Origin of the sequence: Enterobacter cloacae complex sp. IR5412 (genome assembly GCF_049237385.1) — a bacterium.
Taxonomy (GTDB): Bacteria; Pseudomonadota; Gammaproteobacteria; order Enterobacterales; family Enterobacteriaceae; genus Enterobacter; species Enterobacter intestinihominis.
In genome coordinates this window covers 466,838-491,258 of sequence record NZ_JBMKHQ010000001.1, presented here as the reverse complement: position 1 = coordinate 491,258, position 24,421 = coordinate 466,838, and the positions used below count along the sequence as shown (strand labels likewise).

At 56.1% G+C, this 24,421-nt stretch carries 22 protein-coding genes; 8 read left to right on the top strand and 14 right to left on the bottom strand.

Translation table 11 applies throughout. From position 1 onward, the window contains the following. The first annotated feature begins 9 nt into the window (after positions 1 to 9). Positions 10 to 354, top strand: coding sequence for a YejG family protein (locus ACOTX2_RS02365; RefSeq protein WP_003859372.1), 345 nt, complete (start codon positions 10 to 12; stop codon positions 352 to 354). Between the two features lie 3 nt (positions 355 to 357). Here ACOTX2_RS02365 and yejF read toward each other — a convergent pair whose 3' ends face one another. From yejF to ACOTX2_RS02320, 9 genes are all read right to left on the bottom strand, one after another. Further along, entirely contained in the window at positions 358 to 1,947 is a 1,590-nt protein-coding gene (yejF, locus tag ACOTX2_RS02360; protein ID WP_063147703.1) for a microcin C ABC transporter ATP-binding protein YejF, read from the bottom strand. A gap of 1 nt (position 1,948) precedes the next feature. Further along, on the bottom strand, positions 1,949 to 2,974 hold the full coding sequence (locus ACOTX2_RS02355) for a microcin C ABC transporter permease (protein WP_045308660.1): 1,026 nt from the start codon (positions 2,972 to 2,974) through the stop codon (positions 1,949 to 1,951). Continuing rightward, entirely contained in the window at positions 2,974 to 4,068 is a 1,095-nt protein-coding gene (locus tag ACOTX2_RS02350) for a microcin C ABC transporter permease YejB (RefSeq protein ID WP_003859369.1), read from the bottom strand. The genes ACOTX2_RS02355 and ACOTX2_RS02350 overlap by 1 nt, the downstream gene beginning before the upstream one ends. Positions 4,069 to 4,077: 9 nt before the next feature. Further along, the gene (locus ACOTX2_RS02345; protein ID WP_063147704.1) at positions 4,078 to 5,883 is read right to left on the bottom strand and encodes an extracellular solute-binding protein; all 1,806 of its coding nucleotides are present in this window, start codon (positions 5,881 to 5,883) and stop codon (positions 4,078 to 4,080) included. Between the two features lie 75 nt (positions 5,884 to 5,958). Further along, positions 5,959 to 7,512: a cyclic di-GMP phosphodiesterase gene (locus tag ACOTX2_RS02340; RefSeq protein ID WP_046619109.1), complete on the bottom strand. Its 1,554-nt coding sequence runs from the start codon at positions 7,510 to 7,512 to the stop codon at positions 5,959 to 5,961. A 127-nt stretch (positions 7,513 to 7,639) separates the two neighbouring features. Next, positions 7,640 to 8,209 (bottom strand): bifunctional murein DD-endopeptidase/murein LD-carboxypeptidase, encoded by a 570-nt coding sequence (gene mepS, locus ACOTX2_RS02335; RefSeq protein WP_003859364.1) that lies wholly within the window; start codon positions 8,207 to 8,209, stop codon positions 7,640 to 7,642. A 424-nt stretch (positions 8,210 to 8,633) separates the two neighbouring features. Further along, positions 8,634 to 9,338, bottom strand: a complete 705-nt coding sequence (locus tag ACOTX2_RS02330; RefSeq protein ID WP_046619110.1) for a phosphatase PAP2 family protein — start codon at positions 9,336 to 9,338, stop codon at positions 8,634 to 8,636. A 33-nt stretch (positions 9,339 to 9,371) separates the two neighbouring features. Beyond that, positions 9,372 to 10,358 carry a CobW family GTP-binding protein gene (locus ACOTX2_RS02325; RefSeq protein WP_063147705.1) on the bottom strand — a complete coding sequence of 329 codons (987 nt, stop codon included), beginning with the start codon at positions 10,356 to 10,358 and terminating at the stop codon, positions 9,372 to 9,374. A gap of 123 nt (positions 10,359 to 10,481) precedes the next feature. Continuing rightward, the gene (locus tag ACOTX2_RS02320) at positions 10,482 to 11,948 is read right to left on the bottom strand and encodes a mannitol dehydrogenase family protein (protein ID WP_063147706.1); all 1,467 of its coding nucleotides are present in this window, start codon (positions 11,946 to 11,948) and stop codon (positions 10,482 to 10,484) included. 205 nt (positions 11,949 to 12,153) lie between these two features. Between ACOTX2_RS02320 and uxuA the strand changes: the two genes are divergently transcribed. Further along, complete coding sequence (gene uxuA, locus ACOTX2_RS02315; protein WP_023306613.1) at positions 12,154 to 13,344, top strand: mannonate dehydratase; 1,191 nt, start codon at positions 12,154 to 12,156, stop codon at positions 13,342 to 13,344. A 116-nt stretch (positions 13,345 to 13,460) separates the two neighbouring features. Here the strand turns inward: uxuA and yeiP are convergent, their stop codons facing one another. Continuing rightward, on the bottom strand, positions 13,461 to 14,033 hold the full coding sequence (gene yeiP, locus ACOTX2_RS02310) for an elongation factor P-like protein YeiP (RefSeq protein WP_003859355.1): 573 nt from the start codon (positions 14,031 to 14,033) through the stop codon (positions 13,461 to 13,463). 164 nt (positions 14,034 to 14,197) lie between these two features. On the opposite strand from yeiP, the gene ACOTX2_RS02305 reads away from it, so the two are divergent. Then, a complete protein-coding gene (locus tag ACOTX2_RS02305) occupies positions 14,198 to 14,452 on the top strand; it encodes a YkgJ family cysteine cluster protein (RefSeq protein ID WP_048966258.1) in 255 nt (84 codons plus the stop codon). On the opposite strand, the gene setB is transcribed toward ACOTX2_RS02305, so the two are convergent. Then, positions 14,449 to 15,630, bottom strand: a complete 1,182-nt coding sequence (gene setB / locus ACOTX2_RS02300; RefSeq protein ID WP_038416423.1) for a sugar efflux transporter SetB — start codon at positions 15,628 to 15,630, stop codon at positions 14,449 to 14,451. The genes ACOTX2_RS02305 and setB overlap by 4 nt on opposite strands. Before the next feature lie 103 nt (positions 15,631 to 15,733). Next, a complete protein-coding gene (locus ACOTX2_RS02295) occupies positions 15,734 to 15,913 on the bottom strand; it encodes a hypothetical protein (RefSeq protein ID WP_139152663.1) in 180 nt (59 codons plus the stop codon). Positions 15,914 to 15,988: 75 nt separating this feature from the next. Between ACOTX2_RS02295 and fruB the strand changes: the two genes are divergently transcribed. Genes fruB through fruA form a run of 3 tightly spaced genes read left to right on the top strand, consistent with a single transcriptional unit; the run spans position 15,989 to position 19,759 of the window. Then, on the top strand, positions 15,989 to 17,119 hold the full coding sequence (fruB, locus tag ACOTX2_RS02290; RefSeq protein WP_022648705.1) for a fused PTS fructose transporter subunit IIA/HPr protein: 1,131 nt from the start codon (positions 15,989 to 15,991) through the stop codon (positions 17,117 to 17,119). Beyond that, a complete protein-coding gene (gene fruK / locus ACOTX2_RS02285) occupies positions 17,119 to 18,057 on the top strand; it encodes a 1-phosphofructokinase (RefSeq protein ID WP_006811313.1) in 939 nt (312 codons plus the stop codon). The genes fruB and fruK overlap by 1 nt, the downstream gene beginning before the upstream one ends. Positions 18,058 to 18,073: 16 nt before the next feature. Next, complete coding sequence (fruA, locus tag ACOTX2_RS02280; RefSeq protein WP_063147707.1) at positions 18,074 to 19,759, top strand: PTS fructose transporter subunit IIBC; 1,686 nt, start codon at positions 18,074 to 18,076, stop codon at positions 19,757 to 19,759. Positions 19,760 to 19,833: 74 nt separating this feature from the next. On the opposite strand, the gene nfo is transcribed toward fruA, so the two are convergent. Both nfo and ACOTX2_RS02270 read right to left on the bottom strand, forming a co-directional pair. Beyond that, positions 19,834 to 20,691, bottom strand: coding sequence for a deoxyribonuclease IV (gene nfo / locus ACOTX2_RS02275; protein ID WP_032623904.1), 858 nt, complete (start codon positions 20,689 to 20,691; stop codon positions 19,834 to 19,836). Positions 20,692 to 20,755: 64 nt separating this feature from the next. After that, positions 20,756 to 21,802: a YeiH family protein gene (locus ACOTX2_RS02270; protein ID WP_023306611.1), complete on the bottom strand. Its 1,047-nt coding sequence runs from the start codon at positions 21,800 to 21,802 to the stop codon at positions 20,756 to 20,758. Between the two features lie 97 nt (positions 21,803 to 21,899). Between ACOTX2_RS02270 and yieE the strand changes: the two genes are divergently transcribed. Together yieE and ACOTX2_RS02260 are read left to right on the top strand one after the other, a co-directional pair. Then, positions 21,900 to 22,766, top strand: coding sequence for a DNA-binding transcriptional regulator YeiE (gene yieE, locus ACOTX2_RS02265; protein ID WP_003859337.1), 867 nt, complete (start codon positions 21,900 to 21,902; stop codon positions 22,764 to 22,766). Between the two features lie 170 nt (positions 22,767 to 22,936). Continuing rightward, positions 22,937 to 24,406 carry an amino acid permease gene (locus ACOTX2_RS02260; RefSeq protein ID WP_022648700.1) on the top strand — a complete coding sequence of 490 codons (1,470 nt, stop codon included), beginning with the start codon at positions 22,937 to 22,939 and terminating at the stop codon, positions 24,404 to 24,406. Positions 24,407 to 24,421: the final 15 nt, after the last annotated feature.

Sequence of the window (24,421 nt, the reverse complement as noted above, 5' to 3'; positions counted from 1 at the left end):
GATCTGAACGTGAATACATTACAACTCTCCATTGTCCATCGCTTGCCCCAGAGCTATCGCTGGTCGACGGGTTTTGCAGGTTCGAAAGTTGAACCGATTCCGCAAAGCGTTGCCGGGGAGGATAATTGTCTGGTGGCGCTCAAGCTGCTTAGCCCGAGCGATGAAAATGCGTGGCCGGTTATGGAACGTCTCAGCCAGGCGCTGACGGACATCGAAGTAGACAGCTCCGTGCTGGAATGCGAAGGTGAGCCGTGCCTGTTTGTTAACAGCCAGGATGAATTTGCTGCGACCTGCCGTCTGAAAAACTTCGGCGTGGCGATTGCCGAACCGTTCTCCGGTCAATATCCTTTCTGAGTGCTAGTCAGCGGACAATAGCTGGCGCGTGTAATCCTGCGCAGGCGCAGTGAATACGCGCTGGCACTCTCCCTGCTCAACGACTTCTCCCTGCCGCAATACCACCACCTGATGGCAAAGCGCACGCACCACCTGTAAATCGTGGCTGATAAAGATATAGGCCAGCCGATGCTTTTCCTGTAGCCCCTTCAGCAGCGCCAGAATTTGCGCCTGCACGGTGCGGTCCAGTGAAGAGGTAGGCTCGTCCAGCACGATCAGCTCCGGTTTCAGGATCAACGCGCGGGCAATCGCTATACGCTGGCGCTGTCCGCCGGAAAACTCAGCCGGATACCGGTGCCGGGTCTCGGGATCTAAACCCACTTCCGCCATCACCCGCTTAACGTCGATTTCACGCTGTTGTGCCGTCAGCGCGGGCTGATGAACGCGCAGGCCCTCTTCAATAATCTGCAATACGCTCAGCCGCGGGTTCAGCGAAGAGTTCGGATCCTGAAAGACCACCTGCATCCGCGGGCGGACGGGCAGCATTTGGCGGCGGCTCAGGTTTTGCAGCGGCATGCCGTCAAAGAGAATGCTTCCCTGCGAGGCGATCAGGCGCAGCAGCGCCAGGCCGGTGGTGCTTTTGCCCGAACCGGATTCGCCCACAAGCCCAAGCGACTCGCCCGGACGCAGAGAGAAGCTCATGTTTTTCAGAACATGATTGTGATCGACCACGCGACGCAAAATGCCTTTGCGGATCGGGAATGACACCGACAGGTCCTCAACCTTCAGCAACGGTGCGCTGTCAGCGTTAAGCGGAACCGGGTCGCCAGAGGGTTCGCTATCGAGCAGGCGCTGTGTATACGGGTGCTGAGGCGCGCTCAGCAGGGCAGTTGCCCTGTTCTGTTCGACGCAGCGGCCATTTTGCATCACGGCCACCGCGTCAGCGAGCTTTTTCACGATGCCCAGGTTATGCGTAATAAACAGCAGGCTCATGTTCAGCTCGTCGCGCAGTTCGCGCAGCAGTTGCAGAATTTGCGCCTGCACCGTGACGTCCAGCGCGGTGGTGGGTTCATCCGCAATCAACAGTTCGGGGCGCGTCAGCAGCGCCATCGCGATCATCACGCGCTGGCGCTCGCCGCCGGAAAGCTGATGCGGGAAATCGTTCAGCCGTTTCGCCGCATTACGAATGCCGGTGCGTTCAAGGCAGTCCAGAATTTCCCCCCGCGCTGCCTCTTTACGCATTCCCCGATGAAGTGACAGCACTTCATAGAGCTGTTTTTCCAGCGTATGCAATGGATTGAGCGACACCATCGGCTCCTGAAAAATCATGGCAATCTTATTGCCACGAATGCCGCGCAGGGTTTGCTCATCAGCGTTCAGCAGGGATTGTCCATGGAACAGAATATCCCCGTGCGGATAGCTGACCGGCGGGGAAGGGAGCAGGCGCAGCACCGACAGTGCCGAAACGCTCTTACCGGAGCCGGATTCCCCGACCAGCGCCAGCGTCTCTCCGCGCTGGATCTGCAACGATAAATCCGTCACCACCGGGCGAGATTCGCCCTGTTTTGAAAACGCAATCGACAGATTTTCTATGCTCAGAAGAGGCCGGGTCATGTCATACCGCCTTGTTGGGATCGAAGGCATCGCGCACGGCTTCGCCAATAAAAATCAGCAGGGAAAGCAGCACCGCCACGGAGAGGAATGCGGCGATGCCCAGCCAGGGGGCCTGGAGGTTGTTTTTGCCCTGCAACAGCAGTTCGCCAAGAGACGGTGAGCCCAGCGGCAAACCGAAACCAAGAAAATCAAGCGACGTCAGGGTGGTAATGGAGCTACACAAAATAAACGGCAGGAAGGTGAGGGTCGCCACCACCGCATTGGGAAGCATGTGACGGAAGATAATTGCGCGATCGCTCACGCCTAATGCCTGCGCGGCGCGAATATAATCGTAATTTCGCGTGCGCAGAAACTCCGCGCGCACCACGCCGACCAGTGCCATCCAGCCGAACAGGACGGTGATGCCTAACAGCCACCAGAAGCCAGGCTGTACTACGCTGGACAGCAGGATAATCAGAAACAGCGTCGGCATACCGGACCAGACTTCAATTACGCGCTGCCCCCACAAATCGATTTTTCCACCGTAATAGCCCTGCACGGCGCCCGCCACGACGCCCATCACGCTGCTAAAGAGCGTCAGAAGCAGCCCAAACAGGAGCGAGATGCGGGTGCCATAGAGGATGCGCGCCAGCACATCGCCGCCGTTGGCGTCCGTTCCCAGCCAGTTCTGCGAGGAAGGCGGGGAAGGGAAGGGGGTGGACGTGGCGTAGTTAATACTGTTCGCGCCAAAGCGAATCGGTGCCCAAAGCGCCCAGCCGTGCTGCGCGATCTGTTCACGTAACCAGGGATCCTGATACTCGGCTGGCGTCGCAAACGGACCGCCAAAATCGCTTTCGCTATAGGTAGTAAGCACCGGCACGTACCAGCGATCTTTGAAATGCACCAGCAGGGGTTTATCGTTGGCAATCAGTTCGGAACACAGACTTAAGGCGAACAGGACGGCGAAGATCCACAGCGACCAGTAGCCGCGACGGTTGTGGCGAAAGCGCGCCCAGCGGGCCTGATTGACGGGGCTTAAACGCAACATCAGCGGCCCTCAAAATCGATACGGGGATCGACCAGCGTATAGCTGATATCGCTGATGATATTCAGCAGCAGGCCGATCAGGGTGAAAATGTACAGTGTGCCAAACATCACCGGGTAATCACGGGAGACGGTGGCCTCATAGCCGAGCAGCCCTAAACCGTTGAGAGAGAACATCACTTCTATCAGCAGAGAGCCGGTAAAAAACATACTGATGAACGTGGCGGGAAAACCGGCAATCACCAGCAGCATGGCGTTACGAAAAACGTGCTTCCACATAATCTGCTTTTCACCGACGCCTTTGGCGCGCGCGGTGACGACGTACTGTTTGCGGATCTCATCAAGAAAGGCATTTTTGGTCAGCATCGTAAGCGCCGCAAAACCGCCGATAACCGTCGCCAGCACCGGAAGCGTGATGTGCCAGAAGTAATCGGTGATTTTCTGATACCACGGCAACGTGCTGAAATCCGCAGAGACCAGCCCGCGCAGCGGGAAGAGGTCGAAATAACTGCCGCCAGCGAAAAAGACAATCAGCAGCACGGCAAACAGAAACGCCGGGATAGCGTAGCCGATGATAATGAACGTGCTGCTCCAGATATCAAAACGGCTACCGTTGTAGACCGCTTTGCGGATCCCCAGCGGAATGGAGACCAGATAAATAATCAGCGTCCCCCACAGTCCGAGCGTGATGGAAACCGGAAGGCTTTGCTTGATCAGGGTTAGCACCGAGGCGCTGCGAAACAGGCTGTCGCCAAAATCGAAACGGACATAATCCCAGAGCATCCTGAAATAACGCTCGTGCAGCGGCTTGTCAAAACCATAGCGATGGGTGATCTCGGCAATCACCTCCGGATCCAGTCCCCGACCGCCCCGGTAGTGGCTTTCGCTGATATTGCCCACGCCCGTCCGGGCATGGCTGGCCCCCATTCCTTCACCGCCGCCGCCCGGCATGCCGCCAGCGTGACCAAATTCTATGGCCGCAATCGCCTGGTCCACCGGGCCGCCGGGGGCAATCTGCACGATAAAAAAGTTAATGGTAATGATGGCCCATAGCGTCGGGATAACCAGCAGCAGCCTGCGGATAAGATAAGCGCCCATCGTCACTCCTCAACGCCGCGCTGCGGGCAGTTTTGCGGCTTTATTCACGTCATACCACCACGTATCAAAACCAAGCGTATAAACCGGGCGAACGGCGGGCAGGGAGAATTTGTCCCAGCGGGCCACGCGATCTTCACCCATGTACCACATCGGCAGCATGTAATAGTTCCAGGTTAACACCCGGTCAAGCGCGCGCCCGAGCGGCAGAAGTTTCTCTTTATCGCCCTGAGCGGCAACGATTTTCGCGATCAGCGCATCAATCACCGGACTCTTTACCCCCGGAGCGTTGTAGGAGGAGTCGATATACCCCGATGCCCAGGAGATTTGCAGGTCTGAACTCGGCCACGGCTGGGCAGCCCACAGGGTTTGCATCATGTCGTAATCGCGACTGCGCTTGCGGTTGGTCAGCTGGGCAATATCGACCTGGCGGATATTCATGGTCACCCCAAGACGGGCAAGGTTCTTCTTAAACGGCAGCACCCACTGATCGTTTGCGCCGGAGGCAATCAGCAGTTCGAAGCTGAGCGGCTTACCAGTTTTAACATTTACTCGTAGCCGATTTTTCAACACCCAGCCAGCGTCATCCAGCAGTTTGCTGGCTTTCAGCAGGTTGTCCCGGTCGAACCCGTTTCCGTCGGATTTTGGCGGTTCAAATAGGCGGGTGAACACTTCCGGCGGGAGCTCCGCTTTCATTGGCGCCAGCAAAACCAGCTCGTCCGCGTGGGGATAATCACGGGCGGCATATTCAGTATTCTGGAAATAGCTGTTCGCCCGGCTGTAGGCTCCGTAAAACAGCGCTTTGTTCATCCATTCGAAATCAAACGCCAGGGTAATAGCTTCACGCACCCGACGATCGGAAAAAACCGGGCGCTGAATATTAAACGCCAGCCAGCGCGTGTCCTGCGCGGATTCGTTTTTATGTTCGTCTTTAACGATATAGCCTTTCGCGAAATTTTTTCCGATATACCGGGTCGCCCAGTTTTTGGCGCTGTTCTCGACACGTAAATCAAATGCGCCTGCCTTAAACGCCTCGAAGGCCACGTTATCATCCAGGTAGTAGTCGTAGCGGATTGTATCGAAGTTCCAGCGGCCCCGGTTTACCGGCAGCGTGGCTGCCCAGTAATCTTTCACGCGGGAATAGATCACGTACTGGCCCATTCGCCAGTCGGTAATGCGATACGGTCCTCCGGCCAGCGGCGGGGAAGAGAGGGGATCGCTCAGCTTATGGTTTTTCCAGAATGATTCGGGCATGACGGGCAGGGAGAACAGGCTCAGCATATTCTCTTTGTTTGGCTCAGGGAGTTCGATTCGCACGGTCAGCGGGGCGATGGCTTTCACCGTGGTGCCCTTGTACACCAGACGAAACTGCGGCACGCCTTCGGTCATAAATTTATGAAAGGTGAACGTCACATCGCGGGCGCTAACCGGCGTACCGTCGTGAAAACGCGCCCGCGGATTAATCGCGATTTCTGCCCAGCTAAAATCATCGGCGTAACGCACGTTCTCAGCGACCAGGGGATAATAGCTGCCGGGCTCGTCGTCGGAGGTGACGAACAGCGTGTCATAGAGGGATTCGGTACGCGCTGCCGCCACGCCGCGCAGGGCGAAGCGGTTAAAGTTGTCAAACGTTCCGGTCGCGGAAAGCGTCACGTTCCCGCCTTTCGGGGCGGCGGGGTTCACATAATCGTAGTGAGTAAAGTTGACCGCATACTTCGGCTCGCCAATGACGGCAAAGGCCGTGCTCTCTTTGATGGTCTGCGCCTGGCTCGACAGGCTCACCAGCGCCAACAGCATCAATACAACGCGCATAATCATAGTGCGGCGGATCCCTTTGTTCACAGGCAGGCTCGGTTGAGGAGAATAATAAGGGACAGCGCCGTGATTGTGAAATTATTCCCCGAGCGTGATGTCGGGTTGCCACGTCCTGAACTGCTCCAGCGGCATTGGTCGGCCGATCCAGTAGCCCTGAAGATAGTTCACGCCATGCTCGCGCAGCCACGCCGCCTGCTCGGGCGTTTCAACACCCTCGGCGACGGTTAACATATTCAGGCGTTCTGCCAGCGTCAGCACCGCGTCAAGCACTGGCGAGGTAACGGTTTCAGTCCCGATGGCATTCACGAAGCCACGGTCAATTTTCAGGTAATCCATCGTGAAGCGTTCCAGATAGATCAGCGCGCTGTGGCCGGTGCCAAAATCATCGATGGCGATTTCAAAACCTTCATTGTGCAGCCATTCAAACAGCTGATTTGCCTCGCGGTGGTTGATCATGTCGCGCTCGGTTATTTCCAGCACAATCTGGAAGTGATCGGGCGGAAGGGCAGCGGCAAACGCGCGCATATCCTCCTTAAAGTTTTCCGCATGCAGATGACCGGGCGCGATGTTGATCCCAAACTTGGCCCCAGGCGGGAGCACCGTTTGCAGGACAGGGGCATCGCGGATAATCAGGTCAAAAAGATGCAGCGTCAGCGGGACAATCAGCTTCTGCGCTTCAGCGAAGTTAATAAAGGCATCCGGTGGAATTTCGCCCATCACCGGGTGCTTCCAGCGCATCAGGACTTCCAGCCCGGTCATTCTGAGCGACTGCGCATCCACGACGGGCTGATAGACCACGTAGAACTGGTCGTGCTTGATGGCCGTAAGGATCTCTTTCCCGGGATTCAGACGGATAGTGAGAATATAGAAATTCAGCAGACCTGCCGCAATACCGCAGACCAGGCCGAAGAACACGGCGTAGAGCAGTTCATCGGTCTTCCAGGCTTGCGCATAGACGTTAACGGTCAGAGGAATATTTTTCAGCGTGGCGGTGCGGGCAGGGACCTCAGGCAAATCCCGCGCCTGAACCAGCATTCCGGACTGGGTGGATAACGCGGAGTCGCCAATGACGATCGATATTCCGGAAAATTCATCCTGACGTGACGTATAAAGAAGGTAAGGCGTCAGGTTGATGTTCACGGAGGTAAATACGCCGCCGTCTTTTACCAGCGGATTGCGATACCAGATAGCGATCGCGGGTTTATCCGGCAGCATGGGCGTACCCGGCAGGAGCGCGATATCAACAGGTTTGCTGATGTGTAGCTGAGGGATAAGCGTTTCCATTGGGGTATTCATCGGACCTGTTGCCGAAGAGCAGAAGGCCTGTTTATCCCGGACCAGCAAAAAGGCGCGCACGTTAATACTGAAGGCCGCGCGTGAGGTGAGCGCCGCACTGACCTCTTCACAGCTGTTCAGCGTGAGCGGCTGGAGCGTATCAATAGAGGTTTTAAGCTCGTCGAAAAAGCTCTCCATGTAGACGCTTAAATCCGTAATGAGGGTATCGTACCTGACTTCTCGCTTGTGATAACTCCAGTAAAACTGTAACGCACTCAGAAGCAGGGCGGTAAACAACCCCGTCAGAATACTGAGAAACAGTATCTTGCGGTTGCTGGAGAAGTAGCGGGTAAACATAGATGTCGTGATTCCTGAAATGACGCTGGATGTCTATCAGTGTAACGGGCAAAAAAAAACACTGCCGGAGCAGTGCTTTTTTAATCGTATCGCCAGCCAAGGGATAACCAACGATACGACAGCAATATTAACTACGGCTCAGAACGCGGCGAGCTTCGTTGTAGCGCTTCTTCCAGTAAGGTTCGTTCATGCTGGAAATCGTCACACCACTGCTGGTGGAAGCATGGACAAACTGATCGTTACCGATATAGATGCCAACGTGTCGACCGGTTGAACCTGCTCTGAACAGGACTAAATCGCCCGTACGCAGTTTAGTGCGCGAAATGGACTTGCCCATTTCCTGCTGTTCATAAGTAGAACGCGGAAGGTCTAACCCAAACTGCTCACGGAAAGTACGCTGTACGAATGCGGAGCAATCGATGCCTTTCTTGGTGCTGCCGCCCAGGCGGTAACGCACGCCTTTCCAGTCAGCATACTGATCCATAATACGCGACTTAACGTCGAGATTACGCACCATATTTTCAAATTCATCCTGAGAGGCTTGCAGTGAAGAGGAATCTTCCATTCCCACAACACGCGTCTCAGGATGCATATTCTTCGCGGTGTTCGTCGTACTACATGCCGAAAGCAGAACCGCCACTGCAATCGCCGGGATCCCCCGCAAGATATATCTCAAAATTGGTTGAGATTTGACCATTTTGTTTGTTTTCCCTTGTAGTCCTTAACGAAAATATCGTTATAAAAATGCCAACCGTGACGAGACTAATTATCTGTTCACAATGAGACAATTCTTTATGGTGAAATCTGTGGCACAACGCACAAAATTATTCACCACGATAATAATTATCTCAATGGGGCAAAACGAGTTCGAGGTTAACCGATTGCAAAGGGCATTGCGAGCAAAAAAGACCGTTTTTTTATAAGAAAATGTGATACACAACGTTACAGCGCGGAATTGCTCAAAATGCCGCCATTCATACCGGTAATCCCTGCAATTGCTTCATTTTTATCACGAATTGTATGACGGAATGATGACAGCGCTGAATGATACCGGAAAGAAGTGACTCAGGGATCGAAAACGATCCCTGATGAATGGTGTTAATTAGCGTTATTTATTTGTTTCAGACTTGTTTAAATTTGCCGGGAAGATAGCGATCAAAAATACCTATTACGCGATCGCTCAGGGGAGTCATCAACACCCAAGGCAAACCAATTAACACCGCCGTGAGGGAGCCTACGGCGATATCTGTCAGCCAGTGAGCGCCAATCATCACCCGCGGGAATGCAAATACCACCACAATAACCAGGGCGATGGCGAAGGCTTTTTTACCGAAATAGCGCAGCATGAAGCCAGCAAAAATCAGCAGCATCATACCGTGGTCGCCCGGGAAGCTGTCCTTCGAGGCGTCTTTGGTTGGAATATGAAGCAGCTCGCTGACGCGGTTAATATTCGGGAAAGAGAGCGACGGACTGGCGCGTTTAACCGGCATCAGATGCTGCGCCAGCTGGTTGATAATCACGGCTGCCAGCAGCATGACCAGGCCGATAATCAGAATACGGCGACGACCCGTTTTGTCTTCCTTCAGCCAGAAGGAGAGCATCAGACAGCCCATTGCCAGCAGCGAACAGCCGTCAAACGCGCGGTTGTTGGTGATCGCCACCAGCCACAGGAAGGCTTCACTCTTCGCCAGCGCCTGGTTAAAGAAGTGGAACAGCCCGGAATCCAGCGGGAACCAGAATCCGTGATCCGCCGGGATATACCAGGAGAAAAAAAGCGCCAGACCGGCAGCGTTGAGCAATAAAATAGCAGGAAGTCGAGTCGTCATAGTCTTCAGCAATGTGTGAAATCAGGGGCAACGTTAGCCGCCCAAACTTAAACGAAGCTTCAACAGGCTTGACTGGAGGGCATTCCAGTCGGTATTAACCGCACTAATTAACTCTATCCGGCTGTCGGGTGGCGCGACGTTCTGGGTTTCTATAAAGAAATCCTCGCCCTGACGATTAATGCGCACCAGACCATCCGGGGTGCGCATGATCCCTTTTACCCGCTCAACCGGCGCCAGTCTTGCCCATTCCAGTATACCAATGGTGTCGAAAACCGTATCGGCATCGAAGATCCAGCCGCAGGCCTGGTGTCCCTGGCCGCTGTTCAGATTTCGACGCCAGCGCTGATGTTCCGGCAGGCTCAGCGCTGCCAGACCTTGCTTCGCGCCGTGGCTATGCGAATGCTCAGCGCTGGCAGGCAGTTGCGTCTGGTTGAGGCGGGGAAGATCGAGCAGGGCGCCATCAATGTTGCCCTGGGTGGTCTGCACGTACTGACGTCCACCGCCAGCCTGCTGCCACCAGGCATTGAACGCGGCCTGACTCTCAGCCGTCGCGCGATCGGATTTATTCGCCACGATAATATCTGCCGAGGCGAGCTGGTCGCGGAAATTGTCGTTATTGATCGCTTTTTCATTCAGCAGCTGGCGGGGGTCGAGCAGGCAAAGCGTCGCACGCAGCTCAAGCCACGGCTCGTAGACCGGGGCGGTCAGTAAATCAAGAATTTGCTTCGGATGACCCAGCCCAGTGGGTTCAATCAGCAGACGGTCAGGCTTGCCCTGACGCAGCAGCGTATTCAGCCCGACCTGCATCGGCAGACCATTCACACAGCACATACACCCGCCCGGGATCTCTTTCACCATCGCGCCGCTGTCGGCGAGCAACGCGCCGTCGATCCCCACTTCGCCAAATTCGTTGACCAGCACGGCCCACTTTTCCGCCGGATCTTTATTGGCCAGCAAATGCAGAATGGACGTAGTTTTACCGCTGCCGAGAAAACCGGTGATCAGGTTGGTTTTGGTCACGTGCGCTCCGATAAATAATTGTGATGTAGTAACAACTATCTATCATCCTGACGAAAAAATCGGGCATTGAGAAGAGGGAGGGCGAACGGAGCGTAAAACCGTTCGCCTTAAACGCTATAATCGCTAAATTTTTAACGTTTCGATAACGGCCTGACGCGCGCCGAGCCGGACGAGGCGCTGGTACGCGCCGGTGATTGCCTCGACAAAGACAGGGTTTTTCGGCAGGTCGTCGCCAAAGATTTCTTTTAGCGTCAGCAGGGCGCTAACGCGTTCTGCGTCACTGCTGGAAGCGACAATGGCCTGAAACTTGTCGCTCAGCGGATCGCGCACGTCAATGGCGTTGCCCTGGTCGTCCGTCCCGCTGACGTAGCGCATCCAGCCTGCGACGCCCAGCGCCAGTAATGGCCAGGCGGTGTTACGCTCAAGATGCATGTGGATCCCATCCAGCATGCGCTGAGGCAGCTTCTGACTGCCGTCCATAGCGATTTGCCAGGTGCGGTGCTGTAGCGCCGGGTTGGCGAAGCGGTCAAGCAGGCTGTCAGCATAGGCTGTCAGATCGACGTTGGTGATGCGCAGCGTAGGGGCCTGCTCATTCAGCATCAGCCTGCGGGCAGCCTCGCGGAAGCTATCGTCCTGCATACATTCATTTATGTGCGCGTAGCCGGCAAGGTAGCCCAGATACGCCAGGAAGGAGTGGCTGCCGTTCAGCATCCGCAGCTTCATCTGCTCCCAGGGCAGGACATCCTCAACCATCTGTACGCCTGCAACCTCCCATTCCGGACGCCCGGCGACAAAGTTATCTTCCACTACCCACTGAATGAACGGTTCACAGCTGATGGCGCAGGGATCTTCAACGCCAAGTTCCTGGGTGATTTCCGCGAGTGAGGCGTCAGTGGCGGCGGGCACGATTCGGTCGACCATGGTGCCAGGGAAGCTCACGTGCGCCTCGATCCATCCGGCCAGCTCTGCGGAACGCTTTCCGGCCATGCCGAGAACGGCATTTTTCACCACGTGGCCGTTGTCGGGAATATTGTCGCAGGAGAGCACGGTAAACGCGGGTAGCCCCCGCTCGCGGCGGCGATGAAGCGCTTCGACCAGAATACCCGGCGCGGAATGCGGCTCAGACGGATGCTCAAGATCGTGCAGAATGCGGCTGTTGTGCATATCCAGTTTCCCCGTCGCCGGATCGATGCAGTAGCCTTTTTCGGTAATGGTGAGGGAGACAATGGCCACCTGCGGTTCGCAGAACTTCTCAATAATGGCTGCCAGCGAGTCGAGTTTTGCGTTCAGGCACTCTTTTACCGCACCGATAATAATGGGCTGATTGCCTTCGGCACCTTTCTCCAGCACGGTAAACAGATGATCCTGCGCGCGGAGCTGGCGCATGAGAACATCGCCGCTAAAGAGACTAATCTCACAAATACCCCAGTCGCCTCCTTTGGCGTTCAGCACCCGGTTTGTTAACAACGCCTGATGCGCCCGGTGGAACGCGCCAAAGCCGAAATGGACGATGCGGGAGCGTAACTGCTCGCGATCGTAGCGGGGCTGCTGGACATGAGCAGGAAGCGCGGTGGAGGCAATAGTCTTCATGTAGTACACACCTGATTAACCATTAATTAACAATGCCAGTGTAAAGTTATATGACAACAAATTAAATTGGTAAGCCGTAAATATCCCGGTTATGTGAGTTTGATCAATCAATGTCGCGCGCTGTGTTGACCACTTCGATTAAACATGTATGGTAGTCGTCATTGAGGTGATTCATATTGGTATAACAACTTGAGAGGGTGGGGCAATGGAACAAACCTGGCGTTGGTACGGGCCGAACGATCCGGTTTCTCTTGATGATGTGCGTCAGGCTGGCGCAACGGGTGTGGTCACGGCGCTGCATCATATTCCGAACGGTCAGGTGTGGCCGGTGGAGGAAATCCAAAAGCGTCAGGCACAGCTGGCAGAGAAGGGTCTAACCTGGTCTGTCGTGGAAAGTATTCCGGTTCACGAAGATATCAAAACCCACTCCGGTGAGTGTGAAACCTGGATTGCGAATTATCAGCAGAGCATTCGTAACCTGGCGGCCTGCGGTATTGATACCGTCTGCTATAACTTTATGCCAATTCTGGACTGGACGCGTACCGACCTGGAATATGAAATGGCCGATGGTTCGAAGGCGCTGCGTTTCGATCAAATCGCTTTTGCGGCTTTCGAGCTGCACATTCTGAAGCGTCCGGGGGCGGAAGCAGACTACACCGCCGAAGAGCAGCAGCAGGCGCTGGCGTGGTTCAATGCCGCCAGTGAAGCGGACATTGAGAAGCTGGTTCGCAATATAATCGCGGGCCTGCCGGGGGCGGAAGAGGGCTATACCCTCGATCAGTTCCGCGCGCGCCTGGCGGAATATGGCGATATCGATAAAAACCAGCTGCGTGAAAACATGGCGCACTTCCTGCGCGCTATTGTGCCGGTGGCAGAAGAAGTCGGCGTGCGGCTGGCGGTCCATCCGGACGATCCTCCGCGCCCAATCCTCGGCCTGCCGCGTATCGTGTCGACCATTGAGGATATGCAGTGGCTAAAAGAGACGGTGGACAGCATCTACAACGGCTTTACCATGTGTACGGGCTCTTACGGCGTGCGTGCGGATAACGATCTGGTGCGGATGATCGAAACCTTTGGGGATCGCATTCATTTCACTCACCTGCGTGCAACCTGCCGTGAAGAGAATCCGAAAACCTTCCATGAAGCAGCCCACCTTGGCGGCGACGTGAACATGGTTGCGGTGGTGGATGCCATTCTCTCTGAAGAAGTACGTCGTAAGCAGGCGGGGGATGTACGTCCTATCCCGTTCCGTCCGGATCACGGGCATCAGATGCTGGACGATCTGCGCAAGAAAACGAATCCAGGGTATTCGGCGATTGGCCGTCTGAAAGGGATGGCGGAAGTGCGCGGTATCGAGCTGGCGCTGAAAATGACGAAGTATCCAGAGCTTCTGTAAGCCTGATTGCCCGGTGGCGCTACGCTTACCGGGCCTACGAAAAACCGGCTCTGAGGCCGGTTTTTGTGTTTTTGTAGGCCGGGTAAGGCGCAGCCGCCACCCGGCAAACGCCACAATCAGTCAGCGCGACCCATATAGCGTTTTTCTTCGATATGGATACGGATTTTCTCGCCCGCTGACAGGTATTCTGGCACCTGTACGACCAGACCGGTAGTCAGGGTAGCCGGTTTGTTACGCGCGCTTGCAGACGCGCCTTTGATGCCCGGTGCCGTTTCAACGATTTCCAGATCAACGGTCTGCGGCAGCTCCAGCGCCAGCAGCACGCCATCCCAGGTCAGCACCTGCATGTCCGGCATTCCACCTTCAGGAATAAACAGCAGCTCTTCTTCGATCTGATCTTTGGTGAAGATATACGGGGTGTAATCTTCTTTATCCATGAACACGTATTCGTTGCCGTCGATATAAGAAAAATCAACGTAGCGACGGGTCAGGGTCACGGTATCCACGATATCGTCGCCTTTAAAACGTTCTTCCACTTTCAGGCCGGTACGGACATCGGAGAAACGCATTTTATACAGCGTTGCTGCGCCACGGGCGCTGGGTGCCTGAATGTCGATATCTTTCACAATCAGCAGTTTGCCGTTGTAATTCAGTACCATACCTTTCTTGATTTCGTTCGCTCTTGGCATTGCAGTAATCCTGTTTACGGGAGGTAAAAAATATCGCGCCAAATTACTCGCGCGCGGCCTTTCAGGCAAGCGGAATTCGTGGGTTTTGCTATCAATACATAAAAGGTGTTACTGTGCGCGCAATGCCCGACTGCGCGGGCATCTGCCACCAACAGAGAGCATGTATGGATTGTCGTTCCGACTGTGGCGCGTGCTGTACCGCACCGTCCATCTCAAGCCCCATTCCAGGCATGCCACAAGGCAAGCCTGCCAATACCCGCTGCGTTCAGCTCTCTGAATCTAACCTGTGCATGATCTTTGGCTCGCCTTTACGCCCGAAGGTGTGCTCCGGGCTCCAGCCTGACGCCGAAATGTGCGGCAGTACGCGCCAGCAGGCCATCACTTACCTGCTTGAGCTGGAAGCGCTCACCGCGCCTTAAACGTCCTTAATCCGCGTCAGGCAGCTCAGCGTCAGGACGCACATCACCAGCGCAATCCAGAACACCGTATGATAGTTCCAGATTTCAGCCACAACGCCCGCCAGTGAGCCTGCAATAATCCAGCCCACGCGGGTGGTATTAGTATAAAGGGTGGTGGCAGCGCCTGCCTGACCCGGCATCAGATCCTGGAAGTAGAGCATGCCGATACCGGCCAGAATGCCGATATAAATGGCGTTCAGCAGCTGTAAAGCAAGAAGCAGCGCTGGCGTATGAACCGTCAGCATACCGATATAAAACAGCAGCCCGGCAACGGCGGCGATGCGCATCAAAAAGCGCTTGCCGAAGCGCTTCGCGTAATAGCCCGCAATCAGCATGGTGGGGATCTCAAGCCCCGCGGCGGTTCCCATCATGATCCCGGCCAGCTTCTCCGGCAGATGCAGCTCATCAATAATAAACAACGGCATATTAATGATATAGAGGCTGTTCGTTCCCCACATCAGCGTACAGATAATGAATAACAGTAGTGCGTCGCGCCGGTTACGCCGCGGTGCTTCCAGCGTACCGGTCGCCACTTTCGGCTCTTTACGCATGGAAGGCAGGAAGAACCATACCATTGCGCCACACACCACGAAGGCTACCGCCGCGCTGAGGTACATTACCGTAAAGCCAAAACCCATTGCCAGCGCGTAGGCGAGCGGGGGGCCAATCACCCACGCAAGCGACACCTGCGCGCGCAGTATCGAGCTGAACATCACCGCTTCCCGTCCTGTACGGTCGGCGTGCTCGCGGGCAAGGGCGAACATCTGCGGGTTGGCGGTCGAGCCGAAGCTGCTCAGGAACACCCCAACAAACAGCAGAATGAAATAGTTGCGGTTCCAGGCAAACAACACGCAGGCGAAAACGCCCAGCAGACAGCAAAAAACAATCAGGCTTTTGCGATCGCCTTTTCTGTCGGAACGCCCGGCCAGAAACTGGCTGACCAGGATGCCAATGATGGCGCTCCCGGTGAAGAAGAAGCCAACCATCGCCGGACGCGCGTGGACTTCGTTGGTCAGAAACAGGCTCAGCGTAGGCGTTTGTAACGCACCGGCAATACCGGTGAGGAAAGCAACAATCAAAAACGCCGTTGACGTCAAATCAAAGGGCTTTGGTGAGGCGGCAGCGGGGGTGTTATGCATGTTCAGTCTTTGCGAGTAACAGAGAGAGGCGGAGTTTACGCCGCCTGTCATTAAATAAACAGAGGGCAAAATCAAGATTGCCACAATAAATCAAAATAGCATTTCAGTTTAACGCTGTTTCGCTGAAGCGTGCTGAACCTGTTTGCTGAACATCAGCAAAAACCTCCCTATTGAAGAAGAAATGTGCTGCACTTCTAAATTCTGCAACAAGAAATGTAACTTTTCTTGCAACCTTTTGTAGAAAAGACAAGACTTCTTGAAACGTTTCAGCGCTATCTTGCATGTCCTGTAGAAGCAGGTTAGCGCATATTTTCTCAGTTAAGCTGAAACGATTCAATTTCAGCAGGAGAGGAGAATCATGTTCCAGTTATCTGTTCAGGATATCCACCCGGGCGAACAGGCCGGGAATAAAGAAGAGGCTATTCGCCAGGTCGCCGCTGCGCTCGTGCAGGCTGGCAACGTGGCGGACGGCTACGTCAACGGCATGCTGGCGCGTGAACAGCAGACCTCCACCTTCCTCGGTAACGGTATTGCAATTCCGCACGGCACCACGGACACCCGCGATCAGGTGCTGAAAACCGGCGTGCAGGTTTACCAGTTCCCGCAGGGCGTGCTCTGGGGCGAGGGGCAGGTGGCTTACGTGGCGATCGGTATCGCGGCCAGCGGTGACGAACATCTGGGCCTGCTGCGTCAGCTGACGCACGTGCTGAGCGATGATGCCGTCGCGGAACAGCTTAAATCCGCCACCACTGCTGAAGAGCTGCGTGCCCTGCTGATGGGCGAAAAACAGAGCGAAGCGCTGAAGCTGGATAATGAAACCCTGATGCTGGACGTCGTTGCGTCCGATCTGGTGACGCTCCAGGCGCTGAACGCGGCTCGCCTGAAAGAGGTGGGGGCGGCTGATACCGCCTTTGTGACCCGCACCATCAATGATAAGCCTTTAAACCTGGGTCAGGGCATCTGGCTGAACGACAGTGCTGAAGGCAACCTGCGCAGTGCTATCGCGGTCAGCCGTGCTGCGGTTGCCTTTGAGACAGACGGGGAACGCGCCGCGATGCTGGTAACCGTTGCCATGGCTGACGATCAGCCGGTATCCGTCCTGAAGCGCCTTGGCGATCTGCTGCTGAACAATAAAGCTGAAAAATTGCTGAACGCAGACGCGGCGACGGTGCTGGCCCTGTTGACCAGCGACGATGCGCTGACGGACGACCTGCTGAGCGCGGAGTACGTGGTGCGTAACGAACACGGCCTGCATGCCCGTCCGGGCACCATGCTGGTGAATACCATTAAACAATTTGAAAGTGAGATCACCGTGACCAATCTGGACGGTTCGGGTAAACCAGCCAACGGGCGCAGCCTGATGAAAGTTGTCGCGCTGGGTGTGAAGAAAGGCCATCGTCTGCGTTTTACCGCGCAGGGTGCTGATGCTGAACAGGCGCTGAAAGCGATTGGCGACGCCATCGCGGCCGGTCTGGGGGAGGGCGCATAATGAGCAGACGTGTTGCGACCATTACGCTGAACCCGGCTTACGATCTGGTGGGCTTCTGCCCGGAAATTGAGCGTGGCGAAGTTAACCTGGTGCGAACCACCGGCCTGCATGCTGCAGGGAAAGGGATTAACGTGGCGAAGGTGCTGAAAGATCTCGGTATCGACGTCACCGTTGGCGGCTTCCTTGGCAAAGACAACCAGGACGGTTTTCAGCAGTTGTTCAGTGAACTGGGCATCGCCAACCGTTTTCAGGTTGTGCAGGGCCGTACCCGTATTAACGTTAAGCTGACCGAGAAAGACGGTGAAGTAACCGATCTGAACTTCTCCGGCTTCGAAGTGACCCCGGCTGACTGGGAGCGCTTCGTTGCCGATTCCCTGAGCTGGCTGGGCCAGTTTGACATGGTGTGCGTCAGCGGCAGCTTGCCGTCCGGCGTCAGCCCGGAAGCGTTCACCGACTGGATGACGCGCCTGCGCAGCCAGTGCCCGTGCATTATTTTTGACAGCAGCCGCGACGCGCTGGTCGCCGGTCTGAAAGCCTCGCCATGGCTGGTTAAGCCTAACCGCCGTGAACTGGAAATCTGGGCGGGCCGTAAGCTGCCAGAATTAAAGGATGTGATTGACGCTGCCCATGCGCTGCGCGAGCAGGGTATCGCTCATGTGGTGATTTCGCTGGGTGCAGAAGGTGCCCTGTGGGTTAACGCCTCCGGGGAATGGATTGCCAAACCGCCTTCTATGGAAGTGGTCAGCACCGTGGGTGCCGGGGATTCGATGGTTGGCGGCCTGATCTACGGTCTGCTGATGCGCGAATCCAGTGAACATACCCTACGCCTTGCTACCGCCGTTGCGGCCCTGGCCGTGAGCCAGAGCAATGTCGGTATTACCGATCGTACCCAGTTAGCCGCGATGATGGCGCGCGTTGACTTAAAACCTTTTAACTAACAGCAGGAGAGGAATAATGAAAACGCTGCTGATCATTGACTCCGGTCTCGGACAGGCTCGTGCCTATATGGCGAAGACCCTGCTGGGCGCGGCGGCACAAAAAGCGCACCTGGATATCATTGATAACCCGGGTGATGCTGAAATGGCGATTGTTCTGGGCGAAAAAATCCCCGCGGACAGCGCCCTGAACGGCAAAAAAGTGTGGCTGGGCGATATTAACCGCGCGGTGGCACACCCTGAACTGTTTCTGAGCGAAGCAAAAGGTCATGCGACGGTTTACAGTGCACCCGTTGAGGCCGCGCCGGTCGCAACCGCTGGGCCGAAACGCATTGTTGCGGTAACGGCCTGCCCGACAGGTGTGGCTCACACCTTTATGGCGGCTGAAGCCATTGAAACCGAAGCGAAAAAACGCGGCTGGTGGGTGAAGGTTGAAACTCGCGGCTCTGTTGGCGCGGGTAATGCCATCACACCGGAAGAGGTGGCCGAAGCCGATCTGGTGATCGTGGCGGCCGATATCGAAGTGGATCTGGCGAAGTTTGCCGGTAAGCCGATGTACCGCACCTCAACCGGCCTGGCGCTGAAGAAAACTGCGCAGGAGTTTGATAAAGCGCTGGCGGAAGCCAAACCTTATCAGGCGACCGGTGCGGCTAAGACGCCTGGCGAAGGTAAGAAAGAGTCTGCGGGTGCCTATCGTCACCTGTTAACCGGGGTTTCCTACATGCTGCCGATGGTGGTGGCGGGCGGCCTGTGTATTGCGCTCTCCTTTGCCTTTGGTATCGAAGCCTTTAAAGAGCAGGGCACGCTGGCGGCAGCCTTGATGCAGATTGGTGGCGGCTCCGCGTTTGCGCTGATGGTGCCGGTGCTGGCGGGCTTTATCGCCTTCTCCATCGCTGACCGTCCGGGTCTGACGCCGGGTCTTATCGGCGGTATGCTGGCCGTGAGCACTGGTTCTGGCTTTATCGGCGGTATTATTGCCGGTTTCCTTGCCGGTTACGTGGCGAAGCTCATCAGCTCTAAGCTGAAGCTGCCGCAGAGTATGGAGGCGCTGAAACCTATCCTGATCATCCCGCTGATTTCCAGCCTGGTGGTCGGTCTGGCGATGATTTACCTGATTGGTAAGCCGGTCGCGGGCATTCTGGAAGGTCTGACCCACTGGCTGCAAACCATGGGGACGGCGAACGCGGTGCTGTTGGGCGCAATCCTCGGCGGTATGATGTGTACCGACATGGGCGGTCCGGTAAACAAAGCGGCATACGCGTTCGGCGTTGGCCTGCTGAGTACCCAGACCTATGCGCCTATGGCGGCGATCATGGCGGCAGGTATGGTGCCTCCGCTGGCGCTTGGCCTGGCGACAATCATTGCCCGTCGTAAGTTCGATAAAGCGCAGCAGGAAGGCGGCAAAGCGGCGCTGGTGCTGGGTCTGTGCTTCATTACCGAAGGCGCAATACCGTTTGCGGCGCGCGATCCAATGCGTGTTCTGCCATGCTGTATCGTCGGCGGTGCGGTAACGGGAGCTATCTCCATGGCGGTAGGTGCGAAACTGATGGCACCGCACGGCGGTCTGTTCGTCCTGCTGATCCCTGGCGCCATCACGCCGGTGCTGGGCTACCTGCTGGCGATTGTTGCCGGTACGCTGGTGGCGGGTCTGTCTTACGCGGTGCTGAAGCGTCCGGAAGCGGAAGTGGTCGCAAAAGCAGCCTAAAAGAGGTGTCGGGTGGCGGCTTCGCCTTACCCGACCTACAAAAAAGCCGGGTCGCGTTTAGCGCCCGGCTTTTTTTATGCCGCCTGTTCAGCGGTCTGCTGTGCCTTCAGCCAGGCAATCTCTTCTGCCCAGATATCCGGATTGATGGTTTCCAGCACCATTGGAATGCCGTCGAAGCGGGCATCCTGCATGATAAAGCGGAACGCATCGTGGCCGATATTACCTTCGCCCAGGCTGTGGTGACGGTCTACGCGGCTGCCGAACGCGCTTTTCGCATCGTTTAAGTGCATACCGCGAAGATACTTAAAGCCAACAATACGCTCGAACTCTTCGAAGGTATTTTTCGTGGCCTCGGTTGTGCGCAGATCATACCCGGCGGCAAACGCGTGGCAGGTATCAATGCATACGCCCACGCGGGATTTGTCTTCCACGCCGTCGATGATCGCCGCCAGATGCTCAAACTTAAAGCCGAGGTTGCTGCCCTGACCGGCGGTATTCTCAATCACCGCCGTCACGCCCTGGGTTTTATCCAGCGTCATGTTGATGGACTCGGCGATGCGCGCCAGACAGGCGTCTTCGTCGATTTGCATCAGATGGCTACCGGGATGGAAGTTCAGCAGCGTCAGCCCCAGCTGTTCACAGCGCTGAACCTCATCCAGGAATGCTTCGCGGGATTTTTCCAGCGCCTCAGCAACCGGGTGGCCGAGGTTAATCAGGTAGCTGTCGTGCGGGAGGATCTGCCCAGGCCCATAGCGGTATTTCTCGCAGGCGGCTTTGAAGTCATCAATCACTTCCGCGGTGAGGGGAGCTGCGCGCCACTGGCGCTGGTTTTTGGTGAACAGGGCGAAAGCGGTCGCCTCGATTTCGGCGGCGCGAATGGCGGCATTCGCAAGGCCACCGGCAGCGCTGACGTGCGCTCCAACATATTTCATAAAAAGACTCCTGTTAACCCGAAATGCCTATGATAGCGGGTTAACAGGAGAAGGACGAGATGGTTTATGCCAACAGGCTGTGTACCGCAAGGTTAATCGCACCGCCGCCAACAATCAGCCAGATGAACAGCACCAGCGCCATCAGCAGCGGTTTCGCCCCGGCTTTTTTCAGCGCGCTGACGTGCGTGGTGACGCCCAGCGCCGCCATCGCCATCGCCAGCAGGACCGTATCCAGCGTGACCAGCATATCCACCATCACTTTTGGCAGCAGGTGGAAAGAGTTGAAGATAGCGACCACGATGAACAGGATCGCAAACCACGGAATGGTGATTTTGCTTTTCTCGCTGCCGCCTGCAGGAGCCAGCTGTTTAACCCGCGCCGCGAGGAAAATCAGGAACGGGGCCAGCATCATCACGCGCAGCATTTTGGCAATGACCGCCGCGTTTTCCGCTTCCGGGTTAATGGCGTGACCTGCCGCCACCACCTGCGCCACTTCGTGCATGGTTGAGCCGATATAAATGCCGTAGGTTTCCGGGCTAAACCAGTGCGCCACCAGCGGATACATGGCTGGATACAGGAAGATCGCCAGCGTACCGAAGATAACTACCGTCGCGACGGCAACCGTGACTTTACTGGCTTCGGCTTTGACTACCGGCTCTGTTGCCAGTACAGCCGCTGCGCCGCAGATGCTGCTACCCGCACCGATCAGCCAGCTGGTCTGTTTGTCCAGTCCAAAGATCTTCTGGCCGATAAAGCACGCCAGTAAAAAGGTGCTCGAAAGGGTCAGGACGTCGATGGCAATCCCGCTGACACCCACATCCGCGATCTGCGAAAAGGTGAGACGGAAGCCATAAAGGATGATCCCGAGACGTAATAAATGCTGCTTGGCGAAAATCACGCCGCCGTCGCAGGATTTCCAGATGTGCGGGTAAACGGTGTTCCCGACCACCATGCCGAGCAGAATGGCCAGCGTCAGGGCGCTGAACCCTGCGCCGGCAACAGCTGGTATACTGCCACCCCATAAGGCCACGCCGGTAACCACGGCGCTGAGCGCGAGACCCGGCACGAAGTGCCACACTGTACGATGATGTTGTAAGGTGATTTCTGACATAACCTTCTCCTTTGTCTGGCTAAAGGTTACGGCGCTCTGGCTTAAAAATAAAATTGATTATATATTTATAATCAATCTTTATAAGTGGTAAGCAACCATGCACATTACATTGCGTCAGCTGGAAGTATTTGCCGAGGTGCTGAAAAGCGGCTCGACAACCCAGGCGTCACAAATGCTGGCGCTCTCGCAGTCCGCCGTTAGCGCGGCCTTGACCGATCTTGAAGGGCAACTGGGCGTCCAGCTTTTCGACAGGGTAGGAAAGCGACTGGTGGTGAACGAACATGGCCGCCTGCTGTATCCGCGTGCCCTGGCCTTGCTTGAGCAGGCAACGGAGATCGAACAGCTGTTCCGCGAGGACAACGGCGCTATTCGCGTCTACGCCAGCAGCACGATCGGTAACTACATCCTGCCGGAAGTGATCGCCCGCTACCGCCGGGATTTTCCGACCCTGCCGCTGGAGATGAGCGTCGGCAACAGCCAGGACGTGATTAATGCGGTGATTGATTTCCGCGTGGACATCGGTCTTATCGAAGGGCCGTGCCACAACGTTGATATCATTGCGGAGCCCTGGCTTGAGGATGAGCTGGTGGTGTTTGCTTCCCCGGCCTCTTCTTTACTCCAGGGCGAGGTTACACTGGAGCGTCTGGCGCAGGCGCAGTGGATCCTGCGAGAGCAGGGCTCCGGCACGCGTGAGATTGTCGATTATCTGCTGCTGTCCCATCTGCCGCAGTTCCAGCTAGGGATGGAGTTAGGTAACTCCGAGGCCATTAAGCATGCCGTACGTCATGGCCTGGGCATTAGCTGTCTTTCCCGACGGGTGATCGCCGAACAGCTGGAAACCGGCTCTCTGGTTGAGATCCCCGTTCCGCTGCCGAAGCTGGTGCGCACGCTGTGGTGCATCCACCATCGTCAGAAACACCTTTCCAGCTCGCTCCAGCGTTTTCTGCGCTATTGCGAGATGTAAAAGCGCCCCTCACCCTGGCCCTCTCCCCAAAGGGGAGAGGGAAAAATTATGCTTTACTTATAATCCTGGCCGAGTCATGAAGCTCTCTTATAACTGAGCATTTCTGCCGGAAGCAACGCAGATCGTCTGCTACAATCGCGCCTCATTTATTGAATGGACAGCATTTTCACATGGTTTCAGAAACTAAAACCACAGAAGCGCCCGCGCTACGTCGCGCACTTAAGGCGCGTCACCTGACGATGATCGCCATTGGCGGCTCCATCGGTACGGGTCTTTTCGTTGCCTCTGGCGCAACAATTTCGGCAGCCGGCCCGGGTGGGGCATTATTCTCTTATATCCTGATTGGCCTGATGGTCTACTTCCTGATGACCAGCCTGGGCGAACTGGCGGCATACATGCCGGTGTCTGGTTCGTTTTCGACCTACGGACAAAAATACGTTGAGGAAGGCTTCGGCTTCGCGCTGGGCTGGAACTACTGGTACAACTGGGCGGTGACCATCGCCGTTGACCTGGTCGCGGCACAGCTGGTGATGACCTGGTGGTTCCCGGACACGCCAGGCTGGATCTGGAGCGCCCTGTTCCTGGCGGTCATCTTCCTGCTGAACTACATCTCCGTGCGCGGTTTCGGCGAAGCGGAATACTGGTTCTCTTTGATTAAAGTGGCAACCGTCATCATCTTTATCGTCGTCGGTGTGGCGATGATCGTTGGTATTTTCAAAGGGGCCGAACCGGCGGGCTGGAGTAACTGGACAATAGGCGATGCGCCGTTTGCCGGGGGCTTCTCGGCGATGATTGGCGTGGCGATGATTGTCGGCTTCTCCTTCCAGGGCACCGAACTGATTGGCATTGCGGCCGGTGAATCCGAAAACCCGGAGAAGACCATCCCGCGCGCGGTGCGTCAGGTGTTCTGGCGTATCCTGCTGTTCTATGTGTTCGCGATCCTGATTATCAGCCTGATCATTCCGTATACCGACCCAAGCCTGCTGCGTAACGACGTAAAAGACATCAGCGTCAGCCCGTTCACGCTGGTCTTCCAGCACGCGGGTCTGCTCTCAGCGGCGGCGGTGATGAACGCGGTGATCCTGACGGCGGTACTGTCTGCGGGTAACTCCGGGATGTACGCCTCCACCCGCATGCTCTACACCCTGGCCTGCGACGGTAAAGCGCCGCGTATTTTCTCGAAACTGTCTCGCGGTGGCGTGCCACGCAACGCGCTGTATGCGACCACGGTGATTGCGGGTCTCTGTTTCCTGACCTCCATGTTCGGCAACCAGACGGTCTACCTGTGGCTGCTTAACACCTCTGGTATGACGGGCTTCATTGCCTGGCTGGGCATTGCCATCAGCCACTACCGTTTCCGTCGCGGGTACGTCAAGCAGGGGCATGATCTGAATAACCTGCCGTACCGGTCAGGATTCTTCCCGCTGGGGCCGATCTTCGCCTTTGTTCTGTGCCTGATCATTACCCTGGGCCAGAACTATGAGGCCTTCCTTGCGGACACCATTGACTGGGGCGCCGTCACGGCCACCTATATTGGCATTCCGCTGTTCCTGATCATCTGGTTTGGCTACAAACTGACGAAAGGAACGCGCTTCGTTCGCTACAGTGAAATGGATTTCCCGGAACGATTCAAACAATAACCGCACTTCCTCTCT

Bases quoted from the DNA above. Each gene is read 5' to 3' on its own strand.
- fruK (WP_006811313.1), top strand. From the start codon at position 17,119: ATGAGCAGACGTGTTGCGACCATTACGCTGAACCCGGCTTACGATCTG.
- yeiP (WP_003859355.1), bottom strand. From the start codon at position 14,033: ATGCCAAGAGCGAACGAAATCAAGAAAGGTATGGTACTGAATTACAAC.
- fruB (WP_022648705.1), top strand. From the start codon at position 15,989: ATGTTCCAGTTATCTGTTCAGGATATCCACCCGGGCGAACAGGCCGGG.
- nfo (WP_032623904.1), bottom strand. From the start codon at position 20,691: ATGAAATATGTTGGAGCGCACGTCAGCGCTGCCGGTGGCCTTGCGAAT.
- ACOTX2_RS02270 (WP_023306611.1), bottom strand. From the start codon at position 21,802: ATGTCAGAAATCACCTTACAACATCATCGTACAGTGTGGCACTTCGTG.
- ACOTX2_RS02355 (WP_045308660.1), bottom strand. From the start codon at position 2,974: ATGTTGCGTTTAAGCCCCGTCAATCAGGCCCGCTGGGCGCGCTTTCGC.
- mepS (WP_003859364.1), bottom strand. From the start codon at position 8,209: ATGGTCAAATCTCAACCAATTTTGAGATATATCTTGCGGGGGATCCCG.
- ACOTX2_RS02350 (WP_003859369.1), bottom strand. From the start codon at position 4,068: ATGGGCGCTTATCTTATCCGCAGGCTGCTGCTGGTTATCCCGACGCTA.
- yejF (WP_063147703.1), bottom strand. From the start codon at position 1,947: ATGACCCGGCCTCTTCTGAGCATAGAAAATCTGTCGATTGCGTTTTCA.
- fruA (WP_063147707.1), top strand. From the start codon at position 18,074: ATGAAAACGCTGCTGATCATTGACTCCGGTCTCGGACAGGCTCGTGCC.
- ACOTX2_RS02260 (WP_022648700.1), top strand. From the start codon at position 22,937: ATGGTTTCAGAAACTAAAACCACAGAAGCGCCCGCGCTACGTCGCGCA.
- ACOTX2_RS02320 (WP_063147706.1), bottom strand. From the start codon at position 11,948: ATGAAGACTATTGCCTCCACCGCGCTTCCTGCTCATGTCCAGCAGCCC.
- ACOTX2_RS02345 (WP_063147704.1), bottom strand. From the start codon at position 5,883: ATGATTATGCGCGTTGTATTGATGCTGTTGGCGCTGGTGAGCCTGTCG.
- ACOTX2_RS02330 (WP_046619110.1), bottom strand. From the start codon at position 9,338: ATGACGACTCGACTTCCTGCTATTTTATTGCTCAACGCTGCCGGTCTG.
- ACOTX2_RS02295 (WP_139152663.1), bottom strand. From the start codon at position 15,913: ATGCAAGATAGCGCTGAAACGTTTCAAGAAGTCTTGTCTTTTCTACAA.
- yieE (WP_003859337.1), top strand. From the start codon at position 21,900: ATGCACATTACATTGCGTCAGCTGGAAGTATTTGCCGAGGTGCTGAAA.
- setB (WP_038416423.1), bottom strand. From the start codon at position 15,630: ATGCATAACACCCCCGCTGCCGCCTCACCAAAGCCCTTTGATTTGACG.
- ACOTX2_RS02340 (WP_046619109.1), bottom strand. From the start codon at position 7,512: ATGTTTACCCGCTACTTCTCCAGCAACCGCAAGATACTGTTTCTCAGT.
- uxuA (WP_023306613.1), top strand. From the start codon at position 12,154: ATGGAACAAACCTGGCGTTGGTACGGGCCGAACGATCCGGTTTCTCTT.
- ACOTX2_RS02305 (WP_048966258.1), top strand. From the start codon at position 14,198: ATGGATTGTCGTTCCGACTGTGGCGCGTGCTGTACCGCACCGTCCATC.